Annotated in this window: 23 protein-coding genes; 11 read left to right on the forward strand and 12 right to left on the reverse strand. The window is 62.4% G+C overall.

The window, feature by feature from the left end; translation table 11 throughout:
* Window positions 1-41: 41 nt before the first annotated feature.
* Window positions 42-1127, reverse strand: coding sequence for a class I SAM-dependent methyltransferase (locus ACHMW7_RS12360; RefSeq protein ID WP_395450516.1), 1086 nt, complete (start codon window positions 1125-1127; stop codon window positions 42-44).
* Window positions 1124-1978: a prolipoprotein diacylglyceryl transferase gene (gene lgt / locus ACHMW7_RS12365; RefSeq protein WP_395450517.1), complete on the reverse strand. Its 855-nt coding sequence runs from the start codon at window positions 1976-1978 to the stop codon at window positions 1124-1126. The genes ACHMW7_RS12360 and lgt overlap by 4 nt, the downstream gene beginning before the upstream one ends.
* A 204-nt stretch (window positions 1979-2182) precedes the next feature.
* Between lgt and ACHMW7_RS12370 the strand changes: the two genes are divergently transcribed.
* The 3 genes from ACHMW7_RS12370 (at window position 2183) to ACHMW7_RS12380 (ending at window position 3686) form a co-directional block, all read left to right on the forward strand.
* Window positions 2183-2497: an accessory factor UbiK family protein gene (locus ACHMW7_RS12370; protein ID WP_192568600.1), complete on the forward strand. Its 315-nt coding sequence runs from the start codon at window positions 2183-2185 to the stop codon at window positions 2495-2497.
* A gap of 320 nt (window positions 2498-2817) precedes the next feature.
* Window positions 2818-3318 (forward strand): YbjN domain-containing protein, encoded by a 501-nt coding sequence (locus tag ACHMW7_RS12375; RefSeq protein WP_214389781.1) that lies wholly within the window; start codon window positions 2818-2820, stop codon window positions 3316-3318.
* 8 nt (window positions 3319-3326) lie between these two features.
* A complete protein-coding gene (locus ACHMW7_RS12380) occupies window positions 3327-3686 on the forward strand; it encodes a tRNA-binding protein (RefSeq protein WP_395450518.1) in 360 nt (119 codons plus the stop codon).
* A gap of 6 nt (window positions 3687-3692) precedes the next feature.
* On the opposite strand, the gene ACHMW7_RS12385 is transcribed toward ACHMW7_RS12380, so the two are convergent.
* Window positions 3693-4697, reverse strand: a complete 1005-nt coding sequence (locus tag ACHMW7_RS12385) for a glycosyltransferase family 4 protein (RefSeq protein WP_395450519.1) — start codon at window positions 4695-4697, stop codon at window positions 3693-3695.
* A gap of 300 nt (window positions 4698-4997) precedes the next feature.
* Between ACHMW7_RS12385 and ACHMW7_RS12390 the strand changes: the two genes are divergently transcribed.
* From ACHMW7_RS12390 to ACHMW7_RS12400, 3 genes are all read left to right on the forward strand, one after another.
* Window positions 4998-5846, forward strand: a complete 849-nt coding sequence (locus tag ACHMW7_RS12390; protein WP_395450520.1) for a MetQ/NlpA family ABC transporter substrate-binding protein — start codon at window positions 4998-5000, stop codon at window positions 5844-5846.
* A gap of 73 nt (window positions 5847-5919) precedes the next feature.
* Window positions 5920-7005 (forward strand): methionine ABC transporter ATP-binding protein, encoded by a 1086-nt coding sequence (locus ACHMW7_RS12395; protein ID WP_395450521.1) that lies wholly within the window; start codon window positions 5920-5922, stop codon window positions 7003-7005.
* On the forward strand, window positions 6986-7642 hold the full coding sequence (locus ACHMW7_RS12400) for a methionine ABC transporter permease (protein ID WP_395450522.1): 657 nt from the start codon (window positions 6986-6988) through the stop codon (window positions 7640-7642). The genes ACHMW7_RS12395 and ACHMW7_RS12400 overlap by 20 nt, the downstream gene beginning before the upstream one ends.
* Here the strand turns inward: ACHMW7_RS12400 and ACHMW7_RS12405 are convergent, their stop codons facing one another.
* From ACHMW7_RS12405 to ACHMW7_RS12420, 4 genes are all read right to left on the reverse strand, one after another.
* The gene (locus tag ACHMW7_RS12405) at window positions 7643-9055 is read right to left on the reverse strand and encodes an ATP-binding protein (protein ID WP_395450523.1); all 1413 of its coding nucleotides are present in this window, start codon (window positions 9053-9055) and stop codon (window positions 7643-7645) included. It lies immediately after the preceding gene.
* A gap of 391 nt (window positions 9056-9446) precedes the next feature.
* Window positions 9447-9686: a hypothetical protein gene (locus tag ACHMW7_RS12410; RefSeq protein ID WP_395450524.1), complete on the reverse strand. Its 240-nt coding sequence runs from the start codon at window positions 9684-9686 to the stop codon at window positions 9447-9449.
* Window positions 9687-9806: 120 nt separating this feature from the next.
* Window positions 9807-10526: a response regulator gene (locus tag ACHMW7_RS12415; protein WP_395450525.1), complete on the reverse strand. Its 720-nt coding sequence runs from the start codon at window positions 10524-10526 to the stop codon at window positions 9807-9809.
* On the reverse strand, window positions 10516-11046 hold the full coding sequence (locus tag ACHMW7_RS12420) for a MarR family winged helix-turn-helix transcriptional regulator (protein ID WP_067959459.1): 531 nt from the start codon (window positions 11044-11046) through the stop codon (window positions 10516-10518). The genes ACHMW7_RS12415 and ACHMW7_RS12420 overlap by 11 nt, the downstream gene beginning before the upstream one ends.
* A gap of 240 nt (window positions 11047-11286) precedes the next feature.
* Here ACHMW7_RS12420 and ACHMW7_RS12425 point away from each other — a divergent pair, with 240 nt between their 5' ends.
* From ACHMW7_RS12425 to ACHMW7_RS12435, 3 genes are all read left to right on the forward strand, one after another.
* Window positions 11287-12180: a branched-chain amino acid aminotransferase gene (locus ACHMW7_RS12425; protein ID WP_395450526.1), complete on the forward strand. Its 894-nt coding sequence runs from the start codon at window positions 11287-11289 to the stop codon at window positions 12178-12180.
* A gap of 151 nt (window positions 12181-12331) precedes the next feature.
* On the forward strand, window positions 12332-12622 hold the full coding sequence (locus ACHMW7_RS12430; protein WP_184766852.1) for a hypothetical protein: 291 nt from the start codon (window positions 12332-12334) through the stop codon (window positions 12620-12622).
* A gap of 274 nt (window positions 12623-12896) precedes the next feature.
* The gene (locus ACHMW7_RS12435) at window positions 12897-13538 is read left to right on the forward strand and encodes an MBL fold metallo-hydrolase (RefSeq protein WP_395450527.1); all 642 of its coding nucleotides are present in this window, start codon (window positions 12897-12899) and stop codon (window positions 13536-13538) included.
* Between the two features lie 227 nt (window positions 13539-13765).
* On the opposite strand, the gene ACHMW7_RS12440 is transcribed toward ACHMW7_RS12435, so the two are convergent.
* The 4 genes from ACHMW7_RS12440 to ACHMW7_RS12455 form a co-directional block, all read right to left on the reverse strand.
* Window positions 13766-14200 carry a BA14K family protein gene (locus ACHMW7_RS12440; RefSeq protein WP_395450528.1) on the reverse strand — a complete coding sequence of 145 codons (435 nt, stop codon included), beginning with the start codon at window positions 14198-14200 and terminating at the stop codon, window positions 13766-13768.
* 206 nt (window positions 14201-14406) lie between these two features.
* Window positions 14407-14619, reverse strand: coding sequence for a cold-shock protein (locus ACHMW7_RS12445; RefSeq protein WP_018428999.1), 213 nt, complete (start codon window positions 14617-14619; stop codon window positions 14407-14409).
* Between the two features lie 183 nt (window positions 14620-14802).
* Window positions 14803-15213 carry a hypothetical protein gene (locus ACHMW7_RS12450; protein WP_395450529.1) on the reverse strand — a complete coding sequence of 137 codons (411 nt, stop codon included), beginning with the start codon at window positions 15211-15213 and terminating at the stop codon, window positions 14803-14805.
* Window positions 15214-15413: 200 nt separating this feature from the next.
* Complete coding sequence (locus tag ACHMW7_RS12455) at window positions 15414-15626, reverse strand: cold-shock protein (RefSeq protein ID WP_067959476.1); 213 nt, start codon at window positions 15624-15626, stop codon at window positions 15414-15416.
* A 433-nt stretch (window positions 15627-16059) separates the two neighbouring features.
* Between ACHMW7_RS12455 and ACHMW7_RS12460 the strand changes: the two genes are divergently transcribed.
* Complete coding sequence (locus tag ACHMW7_RS12460; RefSeq protein ID WP_395450530.1) at window positions 16060-16524, forward strand: Kazal-type serine protease inhibitor domain-containing protein; 465 nt, start codon at window positions 16060-16062, stop codon at window positions 16522-16524.
* A 48-nt stretch (window positions 16525-16572) separates the two neighbouring features.
* Here the strand turns inward: ACHMW7_RS12460 and ACHMW7_RS12465 are convergent, their stop codons facing one another.
* Window positions 16573-16959 carry a hypothetical protein gene (locus ACHMW7_RS12465; protein ID WP_395450531.1) on the reverse strand — a complete coding sequence of 129 codons (387 nt, stop codon included), beginning with the start codon at window positions 16957-16959 and terminating at the stop codon, window positions 16573-16575.
* Window positions 16960-17330: 371 nt separating this feature from the next.
* Here ACHMW7_RS12465 and ACHMW7_RS12470 point away from each other — a divergent pair, with 371 nt between their 5' ends.
* Window positions 17331-17723 (forward strand): GFA family protein, encoded by a 393-nt coding sequence (locus ACHMW7_RS12470; protein WP_395450532.1) that lies wholly within the window; start codon window positions 17331-17333, stop codon window positions 17721-17723.
* The last annotated feature ends 105 nt before the right edge of the window (window positions 17724-17828 follow it).

The raw sequence follows: 17828 nt of genomic DNA on the forward strand, positions 1-17828 counted from the left end.
CCGTTTCGAGCGCGGACAGTGGGGCAGGCGCAAGCTCACTGTCAACTGACGGCGGGGAAGGGAAGTTTTGTGCCGCGCGGCGCAATGGCAAGCACCTTGAACAAGCTTCCCATGGCGTCCGGGCCGGCGAGGCGTTCGACCTCGCAGCTGATCTTTTCGCGCGCTGTCGCGTCGGCATTGGCACCGAGTTTGCCGGCGCGTTCAAGCAGGCCCATGGCGAGCAGGAACTCGCCCTGGGTCGCCAGATCCACGTCGAGGCCATGCGCGCGGGCAGCAAGCGCAAGGGCTGAGAAATCGACATGCGAGGTGAGATCGGCCTCGCCGGGATGGGCGAGCACGTCGTCATACTGATGCTTGCGCAATGCCTGCAGCGTGTCACCTATGCCTGGTTTGAGATGGCCGTAGTCGGCAAACAAGCCAGCGCCGCCTGTGGCCGAGATGCGCTCGGCGATGGCTTCCATGGTCGCGGTGCGAGCGGGGGCGAATTCGAAGATCGACCCTGCTGGGGCGTCCGCGGCTTCAGCCGGCAACATTGCCGCGTCGATGGTTGCCGGACCCGCGACAAAGGCGAGCTCGCCCGTGGCGTCGAGGCCGATGGCGCGCTCGTGCCAGGCGATGCCGATCTTGACGAACTGGCGCGTCGGAATGGCGTCGAACAGTTCGTTGCCGACGATGAATAGCGGGGCGAGAGGTAGGGTAGAGACCGTCTCGTGCCACTCGAGCTTGACGCTACCGGCTGCAAGCGTCTGGCGTTGCACCTCGCGCAGCCGCGGGCTGGTCTCGACCAGCGCCACCGAGGCGTTGGCGACGAAGGCGGCGTCGAGCGAGTGCAGGACCCGCAGTATATCCTTCATCAGCGTGCCGCGCCCGGGGCCGATCTCGGCCAGCGTCGCGTTCGCCGGGCGGCCCGATGCCTGCCATGCGGCGTAGAGCCAGACAGCGACGAGCTCGCCGAACATCTGGCTGATCTCGGGTGCGGTGGTGAAGTCACCCTCCGCCCCGAATGGCTCGCGCGTCGTGTAGTAGCCGTCAGCCGGGTCGAACAGGCACAACGCCATGTAGTCGGCGACGCTTATCGGCCCCGATGCGGCAACCAGGCTGGCGATGCGCGTCTTGAGCGCGGTCATGCCGGCTTTGCGGCGTGGCTCACCGGCTTGGCCGACAGCATCGCCCAGACACCGATCAGCACCATCGGCACCGACAGCACCATGCCCATGGTCAGCCAGCCACCGAGGAGATAGCCGATCTGCTGGTCGGGCTCGCGGAAGAACTCGACGAAGATGCGCGACAGGCCGTAGCCGCAAACGAAGGCACCGGCGACGAAGCGCGGCGTCTTCAGCTTGAGACGCGAGTGGGTGAAGAAGCGCAATACCAAAAACAGCACCAGGCCTTCGAGCAGGGCTTCATAGAGCTGGCTCGGGTGGCGCAGGAACGGGCCACCGGTGGGGAATTCGACCGCCCACGGCACGTTGGTCATCCGTCCCCACAGTTCCGAGTTGATGAAATTGGCGACGCGTACGAGCCCCAGGCCGACCGGCACGCCGGCTGCCACGACGTCGATCAGCGACCAGACGAGGATGCCGTGCTTGCGGGCGAACAGCACCATGGCGAGCGTGACGCCGAGCAGACCGCCATGAAACGACATGCCGCCTTGCCAGACAGCGAAGATGTCTAGCGGATTGGAGATGTAGCGGGCGAGGTCGTAAAACAGGATGTAGCCGATACGGCCGCCCAGCACGACGCCGACGGCAGCCCAGACGAGGAAGTCGTCGAGGGCCTCAGGCTTCATCGGCAGGTTGCCGTTCGGCCACAGCCTCACGTTGGTCACCAGCCGCTTGCCGTACCACCAGGCAAACAGGATGCCTACGATGTAGCCCAGCCCATACCAGTGGATGGCCAGCGGTCCGAGCTGGACGATGACCGGGTCGATGTTCGGAAAGGGCAGGGCTGCCAGCGGCAGGGCAAGGTATTCGCTCAAATCAGTCTCCAGGGCCAGGCAATCGCGGCGGACCATGCGGCAGCCATTTGGCAGGGTCAAGGCGGGCAAAGCTGAGGTAACCGAGAAGTCATTGCTTGCAGGCCGGCATCTTTGCCGCGGCATTTGGCACCTCGCCGGGGCTACGATATCCTTGCATTCCGGGCCTTGCCCCACTACGTCGAATGGACAACGCGAGGGTTTGCCATGACGACCGGACCGAACCGCATTCTGGATGAGTTCGCCAAGCTGATGACCGATGCCGCAGGTGCCGCCCAGGGTGTCAGGCGCGAGGTTGAAACCGCTTTCCGCTCACAGGCCGAACGGGCGATGAATTCGCTCGAGCTGGTGCAGCGCGAAGAGTTCGAAGCCGTGCGCGACATGGCGATCAAGGCGCGTGCCGAAAACAAGGCGCTGGTCGCCCGCATCGAGGCGCTCGAGTCGAAACTCGCAGCGTTGGGCGGCGAAGACGCCGACAAGGCCTCACCGGCGGCTCCGGCCAAGCCTCGTACAAAGAAATAATTCGTTAACTTTTCCACAAAGCGCCATCCGAAAAAGTGCTTTGTCGTGAATCGCTTACCGGCGCTTGATGAATCTGCGCCGCAGCCTGTTTCCACATCCCAAAGGGACGTTGCGAAAAATTGGGCTGTTCACGCGACTCCTGATCAATACACTGAATTTGTTGCATGATTCGTAGCGGGGTCATGCACCCGGATGGAGCGGTCCGGCTGGGGGTATTGAGTCTGGCAGCGCTGGTCGTCCGAGTTCAAGAACAAGTTTGTTCGTCGTGTGTGCCCTTTGCGCGGAGCGCGATGGCGCTCCCGGAACGACAGGAAGCATTTATGGAACTTCTCGAACTCGAGTTCTCGCGCGAAATCCACCCCGTGGATGTCATCGAGCAGGTGGCTCACAACAACGACTGGTCGTTCGAGCGTGCCGGCGATGACGAAATCTCGATTTCGGTTGTCGGCAACTGGACCGAATACCAGGTCTCGTTCTCCTGGATGGAGGATTTCGAGGCTCTGCATTTGGCCTGTGCTTTCGACGTCAAGGTGCCGGAAAGCCGTACGCTTGAAATCCTGCGACTGCTGTCGCTGATCAACGAACAGATGCTGTTTGGGCATTTCGACCTTTGGGAAACCGAAGGCGCGATCATGTTTCGCCAGTCGCTGCTTCTGGCCGGCGGTGTCGAGCCGACAAGCCAGCAGGTCGAAGTGCTGCTGTCGTCGGCGCTCGAAGCCTGCGAGTGCTATTTCCAGGCGTTCCAGTTCGTCGTCTGGTCGGGCACTTCAGCCAAGGATGCGCTGGCGAGCGTTTTGTTCGAGACGCATGGCAACGCCTGAGACTGCCCATGAGTTCGCATAACGAGCGCAAGCCCGAGATCAGCTTTGCGGATTTCGACAAGGTCGATATCCGTGCCGGCACGATCGTCGAGGTCGAGCCGTTTCCGGAAGCGCGCAAGCCGGCGTTCAAGTTGAAGATCGATTTTGGTGCTGCGATCGGCATCAAGAAGTCGTCGGCGCAGATCACCAAATATTATACGCCCGAGACGCTATTGGGACGACAGGTGTTTGCCGTCGTCAATTTCCCGCCACGCCAGATCGGCCCCTTCATGTCCGAGGTGCTGACGCTCGGGTTTCCCGATGCCGACGGCGATGTCGTGCTCGGCGCCATCGAGCGCAAGGTGCCGGACGGGGGTCGCCTGTTTTAGCTTGACCTAGGCCGAATAGGCCGCCTTCACATTGTCCAGGAACATCTCCGCGCAGGCATTCCAGGTGTAGCGCATGGCACGTTCGCGCGCCTCGGCGCGGTCGACTTTGAGCGCGCCGAGCGCTGCTTCGCGCAGATCCTCAGAGACCACGCCGCCTATGCCGTCGCCGACAATGTCGATCGGGCCTGTCACCGGGTAGGCCGCCACCGGCGTGCCGCTGGCAAGCGCCTCGATGATGACATTGCCGAAGGTGTCGGTGCGGGAAGGGAAGACGAAGACGTCTGCCGAGGCGTAGATCTCGGCCAGTTCGTCGCTCGGCCTGCGCCCAAGGAAATGCGCCTTCGGATATTTCGCCTTCAGCCTTTCCAGTTCCGGGCCGTCGCCGACAAGCACCTTGGTGCCGGGCAGGTCGAGGTCGAGAAACGCCGGCAGGTTCTTTTCGACGGCGATGCGGCCGACGCACAGGAAGATCGGGCGGGGCAGGTCGAGATCGGTCTTCTTGTCGGGATGGAAGTGATTGATGTCGACGCCGCGCGTCCATGGTCTCAGCTTTTCAAAGCCGCGCGACGCCAGATCGTCGGCGAGCGACTGGGTGGCGACCATGCAGCCCTGGCCGGAATTGTGGAAGTTGCGCAGCAGGCCGTAGGTCCAGCTCTCGGGCAGGGGCAGGCGAGCGCTGACATATTCGGGGAAGCGGGTGTGGTAGCTGGTGGTGAAGGGGCGCTTGCGCGTGAGGCAATAGCGCCGCGCCATCATGCCGAGCGGGCCCTCGGTGACGATATGGATGTGATCGGGCCGCCGCTCCTCGATGATGCGCGCGACATTGCCCGGCGTGGTCAGCGCCAGCCGGATGTCCGGATAGGTTGGCATCGGCAAGGTGCGAAAGATGTTGGGTGTCAGGAAGTCGGCTTCGGCATCGAAGGCGGTCAGCGTTTCGGCGAGCCGTTCGAGCGTATGCACGACGCCGTTGATCTGGGGCTTCCACGCGTCGGTGACCATCAGGATGCGCAAGAAATGTCTTCCCTGTTACCCGCGCCCCGGCCTGCCGGGAATCAGCGGTCCTCCATTCGTTGCGATGGCCTTTGAGCAGGATTGCATGACGTTGGGATGACGGTGGCTTTGTTCGCAAGTGCGAAGGGCGAGGTCGGTTCTGCCCAAACGGGCATTTTCTTTGTGACGTTTTTTCCCAAGGCAGGGCCTGGCGCGAAATCCGATCCTTTGCCGAAACGGGGGGCTTTGACGAGGATACGGCCAAGCTTCGCAATCGGCGGAGCGAGCCATCCTCCCAACGGCTCTCAGTGAGAATCCGAAATGACCGAGATCACCAAGTCACTTTCCAACCGCAATACGATCAGCCGGCGCACTGCCTTTGCAGCTCTGCTCGCCTCGGTCGTCACCGTCATCAGCTTCACCGTTCCGCACCAGGCCCTGGCCGAGGACAAGACCGCGATCAAGGTCGGTATCATCTCCGGCGAGGACGAGGATGTCTGGCGCGTCGTCAAGGCAGAGGCCGCCAAGCAGGGGCTCGAGGTGGAAACAGTCGTGTTCAACGACTACACCCAGCCCAATGAGGCGCTCGAGCGCGGCGAGATCGACGCCAACGCTTTCCAGCACCAGCCTTATCTCGACAACCAGATCAAGACGCAGGGCTATCACATCACCGCGGTGGGCTACACCGGCCTGTGGCCGATCGGCCTCTACTCCAAGAAGCACACCAAGATCGAGGAACTGCCCGAGGCCGCCGTCATCGGCGTACCCAACGATCCCTCGAATGAAGGCCGGGCGCTGCGCGTGCTCGCCGACGCAGGCCTGATCAAGCTCAAGGACGGAACCGGCATCCTGGGGACCGTCGCCGACGTCGTCGAAAACCCGAAGAAGTTCGAGATCAAGGAACTCGATGCCGGCATCGTCGGCCGTTCGGTCGAAGACCTCGATGCAGCCGTGGTCAACACCGACTGGGCGCTGAAGAGCGGGCTGACGCCCGAGAACCGCATCGCGCAGGAACCGGTGGCCGATAATCCCTACCGCAACTTCATCGCGGTCAAGACCGGCAGCGAGAATGAGGGCTGGGTCAAGAAACTCGTCGCCGCCTACCAGAACGAGACCGTCAAGGCCGAGTTCGACCGCGTCTACAAGGGCACCGGCGTCGCCGCCTACTAAGCGCGACCGGCCATTCAAGGCAGGCGGCTCGCCATTTCTGGTGGGCCGCCTTCCGCGTTCACCAGGGGACTTCATGACCCAGCATTTTACAGCCGTCGAAGGTGTGTCACAGCCCTTCGACGCCGTGCTATCCGAAACCGTCGTGCGCATTGTCGACCTCAAGCGCCGCTTCGGCCAGACACCGGCCGTCGATGGCGTTTCGCTCACTGTCCGCAAGGGCGAGATCCTCGGCATCATCGGCCGCAGCGGTGCTGGCAAATCGACGCTGATCCGCTGCCTCAACGGGCTGGAGCGGCCCGACAGCGGCCAGATCTTCGTCGAGGGCCGCGAGATCACTGGATTGAGCGAACGTGACCTGCAACCGCTGAGGCGGCGCATCGGCATGATCTTTCAGCATTTCAACCTGCTCTCCGCCAAGACTGTCGAAGACAACGTCGCCTTGCCGCTGAAGATCGAGGGCCGGCCAAAGGCCGAGCGGCTCAAACGTGCCGCCGAATTGCTCGAACTCGTCGGTCTCGCCGACAAGGCCAAGGCCTATCCGGCCTCGCTGTCGGGCGGGCAGAAGCAGCGCGTCGGCATCGCTCGCGCGCTTGCGGCGCGACCGGCGCTGCTGCTTTCGGACGAGGCGACCTCGGCGCTTGACCCCGAGACGACACGCTCGATCCTCGCTTTGCTCAAGGACATCAACCAGAAGCTCGGCCTGACCATACTGCTGATCACCCATGAGATGGAGGTGATCCGCACCATTGCCGACCGGGTCGCGGTCATCGATGCCGGCCGGATCGTCGAGGAAGGGCCGGTATGGTCGACCTTTGCCGATCCTCAAACCGAGGTGACGCGCAGCTTGTTGGCCGGCATCCGGCCGCAGCTTCCGCAATCGATTGCCGCCCGGCTCGCCGGCACCGGGCGCGAAGCGATGCTGCGCGTCGACATATCAGGCGAGGCTGCACGGCGTCCGCTGCTGTCCGAACTGGCAGCAGCGATCCCCGGCCGCTTCCGCCTGATCCATGGTGGCATCGACAACATACAGGGCCAGCCGGTGGGCACGCTCTTCCTCGGCGTTGAAACCGCATCCGGCAGTGTCGCTGAAACCGTGGAATTCCTGAATGCCCGGAACGCACGGGTGGAGGTGCTTGGTCATGTCACAGACGATGTTTGACCTGCTGCTGCGCTCGCTGTGGGAGACGGTGCTGATGACGGCGGCATCCGGCCTGATCTCGCTTGTCTTCGGCCTGCCGCTGGGCCTGGCGCTTGTCGCCACCGACCGCGGCGGAATCGCCGAGCAACGCTGGATCAACCGTATCCTCGGTGCCGTGGTCAACGGCTTCCGCTCGGTGCCGTTCATCATCCTGCTGGTGGCGCTGATCCCGCTGACGCGGCTGATCGTCGGCACCTCCATTGGTACCTGGGCGGCGATCGTGCCGCTGGCGATTGCCGCTACGCCTTATTATGCGCGTATCGCCGAAGTGTCGCTGCGGGAGGTCGACCGTGGGCTGATCGAGGCGGTGCGTGCCATGGGTGGCGGCCGCTGGGCGATCATCCGCGAGGTGCTGGTGCCCGAGGCGCTGCCCGGCATCGTCGCCGGCTTCACCGTCACGCTGGTGACCCTGGTCGGTGCATCGGCCATGGCCGGCGCCATCGGCGCGGGTGGTCTTGGCGACCTTGCCATACGTTACGGCTACCAGCGTTTTGAGACGGCGGTGATGGTGGCGGTGGTCGCGGTGTTGATCGTGCTTGTCTGCGGCATCCAGTGGATCGGCGACAGGCTGGTGGTGCGGCTCGACCGCCGCGCCTGATCAGGCCGGCACGCGGATCATCGCGCGCAGGCCACCCAGCGGACTGTCGCTCAACTTGATGTCGCCGCCATGGCTGCGGGCAATGTCGCGGGCGACAGCCAGCCCAAGCCCGGTACCGGTAGAGTCGAGATTGCGCGCCTCGTCCAGCCGGAAGAACGGCTTGAACACCTCTTCGCGCTTTTCCTCGGGAATGCCGGGGCCATTGTCGTCGACCATGACGACCAGCATGCCGCGATCATGGATCGCCTTGACCTCGACCTCCTTGGCATAGCGGAAGGCGTTGCCGACGACGTTCTGCAGCAGGCGGCCGAAGGCGTTGGGACGGACATGCACCTCGGGCTCGCCGACAAGCGTCACCTTGAGCTTGCGCTTGCGCAGCCGCGCCTCCTCGCCCAGCTTGTCGAGATAGCTGGTGAGATCGAAACGGCCGGGATCCTCCGAAGCCTCGCCGCGGGCAAAGGCGAGATAGGCCTCGAGCATCGACTGCATGTCGTCGACATCCTGGCTGAGCGCCTCGGTATCGACCTTGCTGCCCGACAGAGCCAGTTGCAGCTTGAAGCGGGTCAGGATGGTGCGCAGATCGTGGCTGACGCCGGTCAGCATCGCCGTGCGCTGGTCGATCTGGCGTTCGATACGTTCGCGCATCTGGATGAAGGCGAAGCCGGCACGCCGCACTTCCTCAGCACCGCGCGGCCGGAAGTTGGGCGGCATCGGTCGACCCTTGCCGAAACTTTCGGCGGCTTCGGTGAGCTGCAGGATCGGGCGGATCTGGTTGCGCAGGAACGGGATGGCGATCGTCAGAAGCACAAGCGAGGTGCCGACCATCCACAACAGGAAGATGTGGGTGTTCGAGGCATAAGCCTGGCTGCGGCGGACGAAGACGCGCAACACCTTGTCGTCGAGCTGGACGCGAACCTCGACGATGTTGGAATTGCCGACCGTGTCGAGCCAGAACGGCCGGTTGATCTGCCTGCGGATTTCGGTCGAAAGCGCCTGGTCGAGGATCGAGAAGAACGGCTTCGGGCCGGGCGGAGGCAGCGGCTCGGGCGGCAGCAGGTCGATCTTCAGCGACATGCGCTCCTGGGCGATGCGGATGATCTGCGCGTAGCTTTCAGGCTGCGGAAAGGTGTCGAGCAGGTCGATGATGCCGGCGATGTCGCGCGTCACCGCTTGCGACAGCCTGACGGTAACCGTCTGCCAGTGCCGCTCCATGAAGACGAAGGCGACGACCGATTGCAGCAGGATCATCGGGGTGATGACGATGAGCAGCGAACGCGCATAAAGCCGCTTCGGCATATAGAGCGACACGCGCCGCCAGAAGCGGTTCCAGCTTCGCGGCACAGCCGTCAGTGCACGCCAGCTACGTGTGCCGAGACCGCCGCCGCCAGGCCGTTCCATTTCGGTCGATGCCATCAATTCTTCCGTTCGCCGATACCCGGACGTCACTCCGGTTGGCTCGCCTTGATCCTAGTCCAAGCACAGCGGTTCTGAAACTGTCTTTGAAGTTCAACAGCTTACGTTGTCAAATGTTGCGTTGGCCCACGCTGAAAACATAGGGCTTTTTCCTGGATTTCCAAACTTTCGGGGCGATGGCCGCGTCACCTGCGACGATTGACGGCAACTGTGCCGACACTATGTCGGGCGATCAAGCATCAGAGCACCTGGGCTAGGCCAAGCAGGGTGGTTCCAAGCGGATAACGCCTCGCCGCTGGAAACCGCAATGATCACCCGCCCGCAGTGACGCTGCAGGATGAAACGAGAATGACAAAGCACCGGCGCTGACAGCCTGGACAGCGCGGCGCGTTCAGATGCCGAGTATTTTCTTGGCTTCGTTGAGCGCTGCCTCTGATCCGGCGTGATCGCCTGATGCATGCAACTGTTCGCCCTTGGCGCGAAGCTCCTTGACCTTCGTCATGTCCGCCTCGGCAAGGGTGGAAGCGGGCAGGGCGGCGTCGATCGCCGCCATGATGCTGGGGCAGGAATTGGCGAAAGCGGTTGCTGGAAAGACAGACAGGGCAAATGCCAGCGCAATTGCGCGTAACATGGCCGTTTCTCCCACGCTGGCCCGCGGAATGCGGCTGTAGTGTCGCCAGCGTGCGACACTACAATGGAGTGGCCGGCCACAACAACCGGCCCTGGGAAAGGCTGCGCAGGCTGGAGGCCTCTATTCCACGCTGAGCCGGTAGCCGATGCCGCGCACCGTCTGCAGCCAGACAGGGTTGGCCGGATCGCGCTCGATCTTGCGCCGGAGGCGGTTGATCTGCACGTCGATGGTGCGTTCGCCGACCTCGGAGTCGCCTGTCACCAGCTCGTGGCGCGGGATGGTCTCGCCGGCGCGCGCGGCAAAGATGGCCAGGATTTCCTGCTCACGGTCGGTAAGCTTGAGGGCTTCGCCGCCACGCTTGAGTTCGCGGCGCGCGATCTGGAAGGTGTAGGGGCCAAACACCAGTTGCTCGAGCTTCGGCGTCGTCGCCGGGCCGCCGCGGCGCAGGATGTTGTTGATCCTGAGGATGAGCTCGCGTGGGTCGAATGGCTTCGGCAGATAGTCGTCGGCGCCGGCCTCCAGGCCGGTGATGCGGCTGTCGGTCTCCGACAGCGCCGTCAGCATCAGGATCGGCACGTCCTTTTGGTCGCGCAGCGACTTGGTCAGTTCGATGCCGTTTTCGCCCGGCATCATCACGTCGAGGATCAGAAGGTCGAAGTCGAGCCCGGCGAGCTTGCGCCGTGCCTCGTCGGCATTGCCGGCGACAGTAACGCGAAAGCCGTTCTCGGTCAGATATTGCTTGAGCAAGTTGCGGATGCGCGTGTCGTCGTCGACGACGAGCAGATGCGGAGCATCGTCGCCCAGCGTGGCCGGATTGGCCGTCTTGTCGTTATTCTCCATGGTCTTTCCCCGGCGTGTTTCCGGGCAGATGATCAATCTGCGCCCTTAATTCGGGATTGACCATCGCCTTGAGGAATCTTTCGATCCAGGCGCGTTCGGTCTCTCCTGCGCCCTCCAGTGCCGCATGGATGCGGCGTGACTGTGGCCGCGCCAGCGCCAGCGTCAGTGTCCGGCCCTTGGGTGTCGGATAGAGTTCGCGCTGGCGCCGATCGCGCGGCCCCTGGACCTGGACGATGTAGCCGGCGTCTATCAACTGCTTGAGCACACGCGCCAGACTCTGCTTGGTGATCTTGAGCACGTCGAGCAATTCGGCGACCGTCAGCCCCGGCAGGCGGTTGACGAAGTGCAGCACGCGGTGATGGGCACGGCCAAAACCGTATTCGGCAAGGATCTGGTCCGGGTCCGAGGTGAAGTCGCGATAGGCGAAATACATCAGCTCGATGATCGAAAAGTCGATGCCTTCGTCTGCCGTCACCGCGGTGCGGATCGGTTGGGCGGTTGCGCCGCTGCGTTGTGCCATGGAATTCCTGTTCGTCAATTTATGTCAGCACTGTTGACATAAATTAGGTGCGATGGTAATTTTTGCCAAGCTTTTCGGCGGATTGCGAACGAAAAGGCAAGGTACGATGGTTTTTTCCGAAACATCGTGAGTTTGCTTTGGTATTCTGACCCGCCTACGCTTTATCCAGCAGGCCCCTTACGGGCCATTAAGAACGATACGAAACGATAGGCAGGCTCCCCGCCTGCGGGAAGGTTTACCATGGCATCCGTTCCTTTCGACCAGCTCGATGGATTCATCTGGATGAACGGCGAGTTCGTCCAATGGGCCGACGCCAAGATTCACGTACTAACCCATGGTCTGCACTATGCAAGCGCGGTGTTCGAGGGCGAGCGTGCTTATGGCGGCGAGATCTTCAAGCTGACCGAGCACACCGAGCGCCTGCATGAATCGGCCCGGCTCCTTGGCTTCACCATTCCCTATTCGGTGGACGTGATCGACGATGCCTGCCGCGAACTGCTGAAGAAGCAGGGCTTCAAGGACGCCTATGTGCGCCCGATCGCCTGGCGCGGCAGCGAGGAAATGGGCGTCGCCGCCCACAAGAACCGCATCAATGTCGCCGTCGCCATCTGGCAGTGGCCAAGCTATTTCGACCCGGCGCAGAAGCTGAAGGGCATCCGCCTCGACATTGCCGAATGGCGCCGGCCCGACCCGCGCACCGCACCGTCGAAGTCCAAAGCTGCCGGCCTCTACATGATCTGCACGCTGTCCAAGCATGCAGCCGAGGCCAAGGGCTATGCCGACGCGATGATGCTCGACTGGCGCGGCCAGGTCGCTGAAGCCACCGGCGCCAACATCTTCTTCGTCAAGGACGGCAAGGTGCACACGCCGAAGCCTGACTGTTTCCTCGACGGCATCACCCGGCGCACGGTCATCGGTCTGGCCAAGGACCGTGGCCTCGAGGTCATCGAGCGGGTGATCATGCCCGAGGAACTGGAAGGCTTCGAGCAGTGCTTCCTGACCGGCACGGCGGCCGAAGTGACGCCGGTTTCGGAGATCGGGCAGTACCGATTCGAGGTCGGCGAAATCGCCAAGACGCTGATGAACGACTATTCGGCGGCAGTTCAGCCCAAGCACGCGATTGCTGCTGAATAATAAGTCAAATCAATACCTAAGCACGGCAAAAGGGCGGGTTTCGAACCGCCTTTTTTGTTTGTGCCACGCTCAATTTGACTTTCCGGGATTTCCGCGTCTGATGTTGTTGTCGGCATTCTGAGGGCCGGCATGCAATTTGGAGGGAATTGTTATGGAATCGCTTCTTCCTATCATCATACAGATTGTGACCGGCGTTATCGGTGGACAGGCCGTCGGCGCGGCGATCAAGACTGCGGCGATGGGGCAGGTGACGAAGCTGATCGCCGGTGGCGTTGGCGGTATCGCCGGCGGACAGATCCTCGGCAGCCTTCTCGGCGGTGCGGCCGATCCGGCAACGGCAGGTGCGCTCAGCGGCATTCTCGGCGACGTGGTTGGTGGTGCTGGCGGCGGCGCCATCGTGACGGCCATCGTCGGCGCGATTATGGGTGCCATGAAGAAATAAGCACGCTTCAGATTGGAATTCGGATTGGGCGGCTACGGCCGCCCATTTCATTTTTGGGACAAGCAAACGGCTGGACCCAACTGCCGGCCTGCTAGCCAGACTACTAGATTGTGCATGGACGAATTGCGCGTCAGTCCTTATGTCGGGGCCAACTCGGCACATCGGCCTGAAAATCGGAGTCGATTTTCGAAAAGCGCGATGCGCAGATTCACAGAGTTGGAGCGTCCTTTGTGCGTCCTTTCGAACGCACGGTGCTCTAAGGAAAGGACCCGCCATGGGACAGCTCAATGCCGGGATCGTGCCGGTCACGCCCTTCCAGCAGAACTGCACGATCCTTTTCGATACCGACGACAAGACCGGTGTTGTCGTCGATCCGGGTGGCGATGTTGAAACCATCCTGTCGGTGCTCAAGGACAATGGCATCAAGATCACCGCCATCTGGCTGACGCATGGCCACATCGACCATGCCGGCGGCGCGATGGAGCTCAAGGAGGCGCTTGGCGTCGACATCGTCGGCCCGCACGAGGCCGACAAGCCGTTGCTCGACAATCTCGTGACCCAGGCCCAGAAGTTTGGCATGGCCGGTTCAGTACGTAACTGCGTGCCGGACCGCTTCCTCACCGAAGGCGAAACCGTGTCGTTCGGGGCTCATGTCTTCGAGGTCTTGCATTGCCCTGGCCACGCGCCCGGCCATGTCGTCTACTACAACCGTGACGCGAAGTTCGCTCATGTCGGCGACGTGCTGTTTCAGGGCTCGGTCGGTCGCACCGATCTATACGGCGGCGACCACGATACGCTGATCCGTTCGATCAAGGAGAAGCTTCTGCCGCTTGGCGACGAGATCGGTTTCATCTGCGGCCACGGCCCGGGCAGCCGTTTCGGCGACGAGCGCCGCAGCAATCCATACCTGGTCTGAAATCGGGCAGTCGCCGCCTGGCGACCTGCCCGTCATGAAAAACGGCGCCAACCCCAGGGTTGGCGCCGTCCTTGTCGTTGCTTCAGGCTTCGGTCCAACTGCAGCCGAAATCCGTGGCTGCGGTCAGCGACATCGGCCCGAAAATCGGAATCGATTTTCGGAAAGCACGATGCGCAGATTCAATGAGTTAGAGCGTCCTTTGTGCGTCCATTCGGACGCACGGCGCTCTAGTTGGCGGTGCAGAAGTGCTCCAGGCCGTCGTAACCGGTGAAGGTGCCGCTGCGCGGCTTGAAGCTGCGGTAGCGATCCGAGCAGTAGCTGTACCACTCAGGCGACCACGGCTCGACCCCATAGCTTTCGCGATAGACGACGCGGCGCTGTGGCGCGGGGCGGTAATAATCCTGGCGATATTCCTGCCGATAGACGCGGCGCGGCTGTGGCTCGTAATCGTAATAGTCGTCATAGACCGGCTGCGGGCGGTTGCTGCCGGCGATGACGGCGCCGGCGATCAGGCCAAGCGCGCCAGCAGCGACGATCGCGCCGGTGTTGTCGTGACGGTTGTGGCGGCGCCAGCGTTCACCGGCCTCGGCCGCGGGCAGTGCGGTCAGCGTGGTGGCGGCAACGGCTGCCGAAAGGACGAGGGTTTTGATGATGCGGTTCATGTCGGTCTCCTTCGCCGTCAGGCCTGTATCAAGGCCAGAAATTAGCGTCGACAATGTGTCTAAGGGAGCGAGCCTGAACGCAGCCTGAACGGATTTTCAGGCGCAAAGGGTCAAAGAAATCAGCGCCGACAAGCGCCAGCATGCGCGGCGGCGAAGGCAATGACGTACATGGCCGAAGCGTAAAACTTCGGCCGTTTCGAAGGCTCTTAGCCGACGGTCAGATTGACGGCCTTGGGACCCTTGCCGCGCTTGTCCGGCTCGGTGTCGAAAGAAACCTTCTGCCCATCCTCAAGACCGGGAAGACCCGACGCCTGCACGGCCGAGATGTGAACGAAGACGTCCTTCGCTCCGTCGTCCGGCGTGATGAAGCCGAAGCCTTTGGCATGATTGAAGAACTTGACGGTGCCGGTCTGCGGCATGGGAAACTCCTCTGATCCCATCAATTCCAAGTCTTCGGGCCGGCAAATGCCCGAAGTGGAAATTTGTCGTTTATTTTTGGATCATCGGCAAGCAAAAGTTTTGCGCCCCAGCAGCGCCCGAAAGCAGCACTTAAGCCCGGCAAATGCCGGGCTTAAGTGGCCGTCTGGAAAGCGTTTCGCGGCTTAATATTCGCAGTAGCGGATAGGGCCGATCTGGATGCATGACGGTGGCCGCGGGCGGTGCGGATCGAACCTGGAGTAGACCCGCACGCGGCAGTTGGGGCCGACATGGCGGTGAGGCACGTTGCCGTAGCGCGGCAGGAAATGGCGGCGAACCTCGCGGTGGCAATCGCGCACCTGCACCGGCGGGCGAACCCGTAACGGCCGGCAATCGGGCCGGCGGTGGTGATGCCAGACTGTCTGGCCGAATTCAGGAACGAAATGGCGCTGCGGGTCGCCGTGGCAACCGCGAACCTGGATCACCAGCCCGCCATCGATCTGCGGCAGGTCGCCTGCCGGCATGGCCGCCGCCGGAGCGCCATATCCAAGGCCTGCCGCAAGCAGGGCCGCACCGAGAGATTTCAGCAACTTCATGGTCTGCCTCCTCCAGGGTGGGAGGCGTTGCTGCCCCCACGGTGGGACTATGCCATGGTTCGGAGCGGGTCGCCAGAGTGCCGCTGTGCGGCTATCCCGTTGATTTGACGAGAGATAGTGGCAGAGCTGACCCGTCAAAGAAGAAGGGCGCGGTGGTAACCCACCGCGCCCTTCAACAAAGCAAAAAAACCTTACGCGGCTTAGCCGGCGCGGAGGTTAACAGCCTTAGGACCCTTGCCCATACGGTCTGGCTCGACGTCGAAGCTGACCTTCTGGCCGTCGACGAGCGTGCGCAGGCCCGAAGCCTCGATAGCGGAGATGTGGACGAAAACGTCCTTCGCGCCGCCGTCCGGCGTGATGAAGCCGAAGCCTTTGGTTGCGTTGAAGAACTTTACGGTACCGGTCTGGGTCATTGGGAGAACTCCTTCACCCGTTCAGTGGTCTGGACATGCCGACCGCCTGGCGTCGGCGGCACGTCGGTGGTTTTGCTTGGCGGTCATGCATTTGCGCACGATTAAACCCCCCGCCGAGTCACGGGGTCGTCAGAGATTCACAGTATCGGGGAAAGGGTCGTACAAAACGTTCCAGTCTCCGGGTCAGCAAACGCCCGAACTGAGACTGATATTGCATGGAAACGCGTAGGTTGCAAGATGTCGCGGCTAAGCCGAAGGCACTTCGCAGCGTCGCATAAATATACGACATTTCTAATAGCGCCATTGGCCAGATTGCCGCGCCTGTTGGGTGCAGTTGCGCGGTTGCGGATTGCATTCGTTGACAGAATCGCCAGGATCGGGGCAGGGGCTGGAACAATTCCCGCACGGGCGGGAACGAGAGGGAGCTATTTCCATGGTTTTTTCGGCAAAGACCTTTGCGCGAAAAGCAACAGTCGCGTCGTTGCTGTCGCTGATGCTGGCCTCCTGCGTGGTGGTCGAGGACGGCCCCGGGCCCGGCCCGCGGCCGCCGCGCCCGGGTCCGGGCCCGCAGTTCTGCACACGCGAATATGACCCGGTCTGCGCGCGGCGCGGCGGCGACCGCCAGACCTTCGCCAATTCCTGCATGGCCGAAGCAGCCGGCTACCGCATCATCCGTGGCGGCGAGTGCCGCGGCGGTGGTGGTGACGGCGGCTGGAATGGCGGGGGTGGCAATGGTGGCGGTGGTGGCTGGAACGGCGGCGGAGGCGGCAACGAGCAGTTCTGCACCAGGGAGTATCGTCCTGTCTGCGGCCAGCGCGGCGGCGCGCTCAGGACCTTCCCGAATGCCTGTGAGGCCGATTCCGCCGGCTTCCGCGTCGTCGACCAGGGCGCCTGCTGAGCGTATCGAACAGACATCTCCCGGCAACCGATGCCGGGAGATGTTGCTTCAGTTCCCGACGGATGAGCTTCTCACCTCGCGAATCCGGCAATCGTCACCGACATGGCGATGCCTGAGCATGACGCCGTCGACACGGTGGGTGCGGACATCGCGGTGGCAATCCGCCGACGGGCGCCGGCGCGTCTCGCGGTCGCCCTCGACAAGCACCGGCTGACAGTTGCCACGCAGATGGTAATGCGGCGCGCGGCGACCGACCTCGGCTATGTAGGCGTCGCGGACATCGCCGTGGCAGCCATTGATCCTGACGACGGGGCGGCCGTCGGATGCTGGCAAGGCGCGTGGCACCAAATGCCCTGATACCAATGGGCTCCCCGCCGCGGGCAGCATCGAAACTGCCAGCAGGGCGGCGAGCGAAACAGCCAGCAACTTCATCATTCGTCTCCGTGGAATGGCAGGCTGCCTGCCAAATTGCGCCGGGGCTCGGCCAGTTCAATGTCTGTTTTCGGCGAAGCCGGCATTTCACCACAGCAGGGTTACCGCTTCCTTGCGCGTCGCGACGGCTTGGCCCTTCGTCCGCAATGGCCGATCGCTCCTTCGAGGGCAGTGCAGGCAAGTATAGGCGCGGTCAGCCGGGCGTGGAGAAAACGGCGCAAAATATTTTTAAAAACGAGTGAGATCAAATGTTTGGGGAGATCTTGCGGCTGGATCTATCCACGCCTCGACAGGTCGCGTTGCTGGTGTTGTGAAGCTTCGTTTGTTCACGTATTGTTCTTGTAGATTCGCGTTTTGGGCAAAAGGAACCGCCTATGATCAATGGAAGTTGCTGCTGTGGAGCGGTCAAATTCGAGCTGCTGCGCCAGCCGTCGATGATGGGCACCTGTCATTGCTCAAGGTGCCGCAAGGTTGGTGCGAGCGCCATCGTGTTTGTCAGAAAAGAAGACCTGAGGTGGGTCGAGGGCCAGGAGCATGTCCAGTTGTTCCAGCCGAAAGCGCCCTACAAGTATGAACGATGCTTCTGCAAGATATGCGGCACATCGCTGGGCGAGATCCTGTCCGATATGGACAGCTTTCCTATCGCAGCCAATGCCCTCGACAGCGATCTGGAGGTCAAGAACAGCCTCCATGAGTTCGTTGACGAAAAGCCCTCATGGTACGAAATCTGCGACAATGCAAAGCAATCGAGGGGACATCCCTCTTAGCAGGATATCCGGGAGCCGCGAACGCAACGCTCACCTTGTCCGCGTGCCGACTTGCACGGCGCTTGACCGGCTTTGGGGGCCACGCCGAAAGCGCGGCTTCCCGTC

The organism is Aminobacter sp. UC22_36 (assembly GCF_044056035.1).
In the GTDB taxonomy this organism is placed as follows: Bacteria; Pseudomonadota; Alphaproteobacteria; order Rhizobiales; family Rhizobiaceae; genus Aminobacter.

Excerpts from the sequence above, each read along its gene's own strand:
- ACHMW7_RS12430 (WP_184766852.1), top strand. The coding sequence starts at position 12,332 with ATGGAATCGCTTCTTCCTATCATCATACAGATTGTGACCGGCGTTATC.
- ACHMW7_RS12410 (WP_395450524.1), bottom strand. The coding sequence starts at position 9,686 with ATGTTACGCGCAATTGCGCTGGCATTTGCCCTGTCTGTCTTTCCAGCA.
- ACHMW7_RS12380 (WP_395450518.1), top strand. The coding sequence starts at position 3,327 with ATGAGTTCGCATAACGAGCGCAAGCCCGAGATCAGCTTTGCGGATTTC.
- ACHMW7_RS12435 (WP_395450527.1), top strand. The coding sequence starts at position 12,897 with ATGGGACAGCTCAATGCCGGGATCGTGCCGGTCACGCCCTTCCAGCAG.
- ACHMW7_RS12375 (WP_214389781.1), top strand. The coding sequence starts at position 2,818 with ATGGAACTTCTCGAACTCGAGTTCTCGCGCGAAATCCACCCCGTGGAT.
- ACHMW7_RS12455 (WP_067959476.1), bottom strand. The coding sequence starts at position 15,626 with ATGACCCAGACCGGTACCGTAAAGTTCTTCAACGCAACCAAAGGCTTC.
- ACHMW7_RS12470 (WP_395450532.1), top strand. The coding sequence starts at position 17,331 with ATGATCAATGGAAGTTGCTGCTGTGGAGCGGTCAAATTCGAGCTGCTG.
- ACHMW7_RS12445 (WP_018428999.1), bottom strand. The coding sequence starts at position 14,619 with ATGCCGCAGACCGGCACCGTCAAGTTCTTCAATCATGCCAAAGGCTTC.
- ACHMW7_RS12405 (WP_395450523.1), bottom strand. The coding sequence starts at position 9,055 with ATGGCATCGACCGAAATGGAACGGCCTGGCGGCGGCGGTCTCGGCACA.
- ACHMW7_RS12465 (WP_395450531.1), bottom strand. The coding sequence starts at position 16,959 with ATGATGAAGTTGCTGGCTGTTTCGCTCGCCGCCCTGCTGGCAGTTTCG.
- ACHMW7_RS12390 (WP_395450520.1), top strand. The coding sequence starts at position 4,998 with ATGACCGAGATCACCAAGTCACTTTCCAACCGCAATACGATCAGCCGG.
- ACHMW7_RS12420 (WP_067959459.1), bottom strand. The coding sequence starts at position 11,046 with ATGGCACAACGCAGCGGCGCAACCGCCCAACCGATCCGCACCGCGGTG.
- ACHMW7_RS12440 (WP_395450528.1), bottom strand. The coding sequence starts at position 14,200 with ATGAACCGCATCATCAAAACCCTCGTCCTTTCGGCAGCCGTTGCCGCC.
- ACHMW7_RS12360 (WP_395450516.1), bottom strand. The coding sequence starts at position 1,127 with ATGACCGCGCTCAAGACGCGCATCGCCAGCCTGGTTGCCGCATCGGGG.
- ACHMW7_RS12425 (WP_395450526.1), top strand. The coding sequence starts at position 11,287 with ATGGCATCCGTTCCTTTCGACCAGCTCGATGGATTCATCTGGATGAAC.
- ACHMW7_RS12400 (WP_395450522.1), top strand. The coding sequence starts at position 6,986 with ATGTCACAGACGATGTTTGACCTGCTGCTGCGCTCGCTGTGGGAGACG.
- ACHMW7_RS12460 (WP_395450530.1), top strand. The coding sequence starts at position 16,060 with ATGGTTTTTTCGGCAAAGACCTTTGCGCGAAAAGCAACAGTCGCGTCG.
- ACHMW7_RS12450 (WP_395450529.1), bottom strand. The coding sequence starts at position 15,213 with ATGAAGTTGCTGAAATCTCTCGGTGCGGCCCTGCTTGCGGCAGGCCTT.
- ACHMW7_RS12395 (WP_395450521.1), top strand. The coding sequence starts at position 5,920 with ATGACCCAGCATTTTACAGCCGTCGAAGGTGTGTCACAGCCCTTCGAC.
- ACHMW7_RS12415 (WP_395450525.1), bottom strand. The coding sequence starts at position 10,526 with ATGGAGAATAACGACAAGACGGCCAATCCGGCCACGCTGGGCGACGAT.
- ACHMW7_RS12370 (WP_192568600.1), top strand. The coding sequence starts at position 2,183 with ATGACGACCGGACCGAACCGCATTCTGGATGAGTTCGCCAAGCTGATG.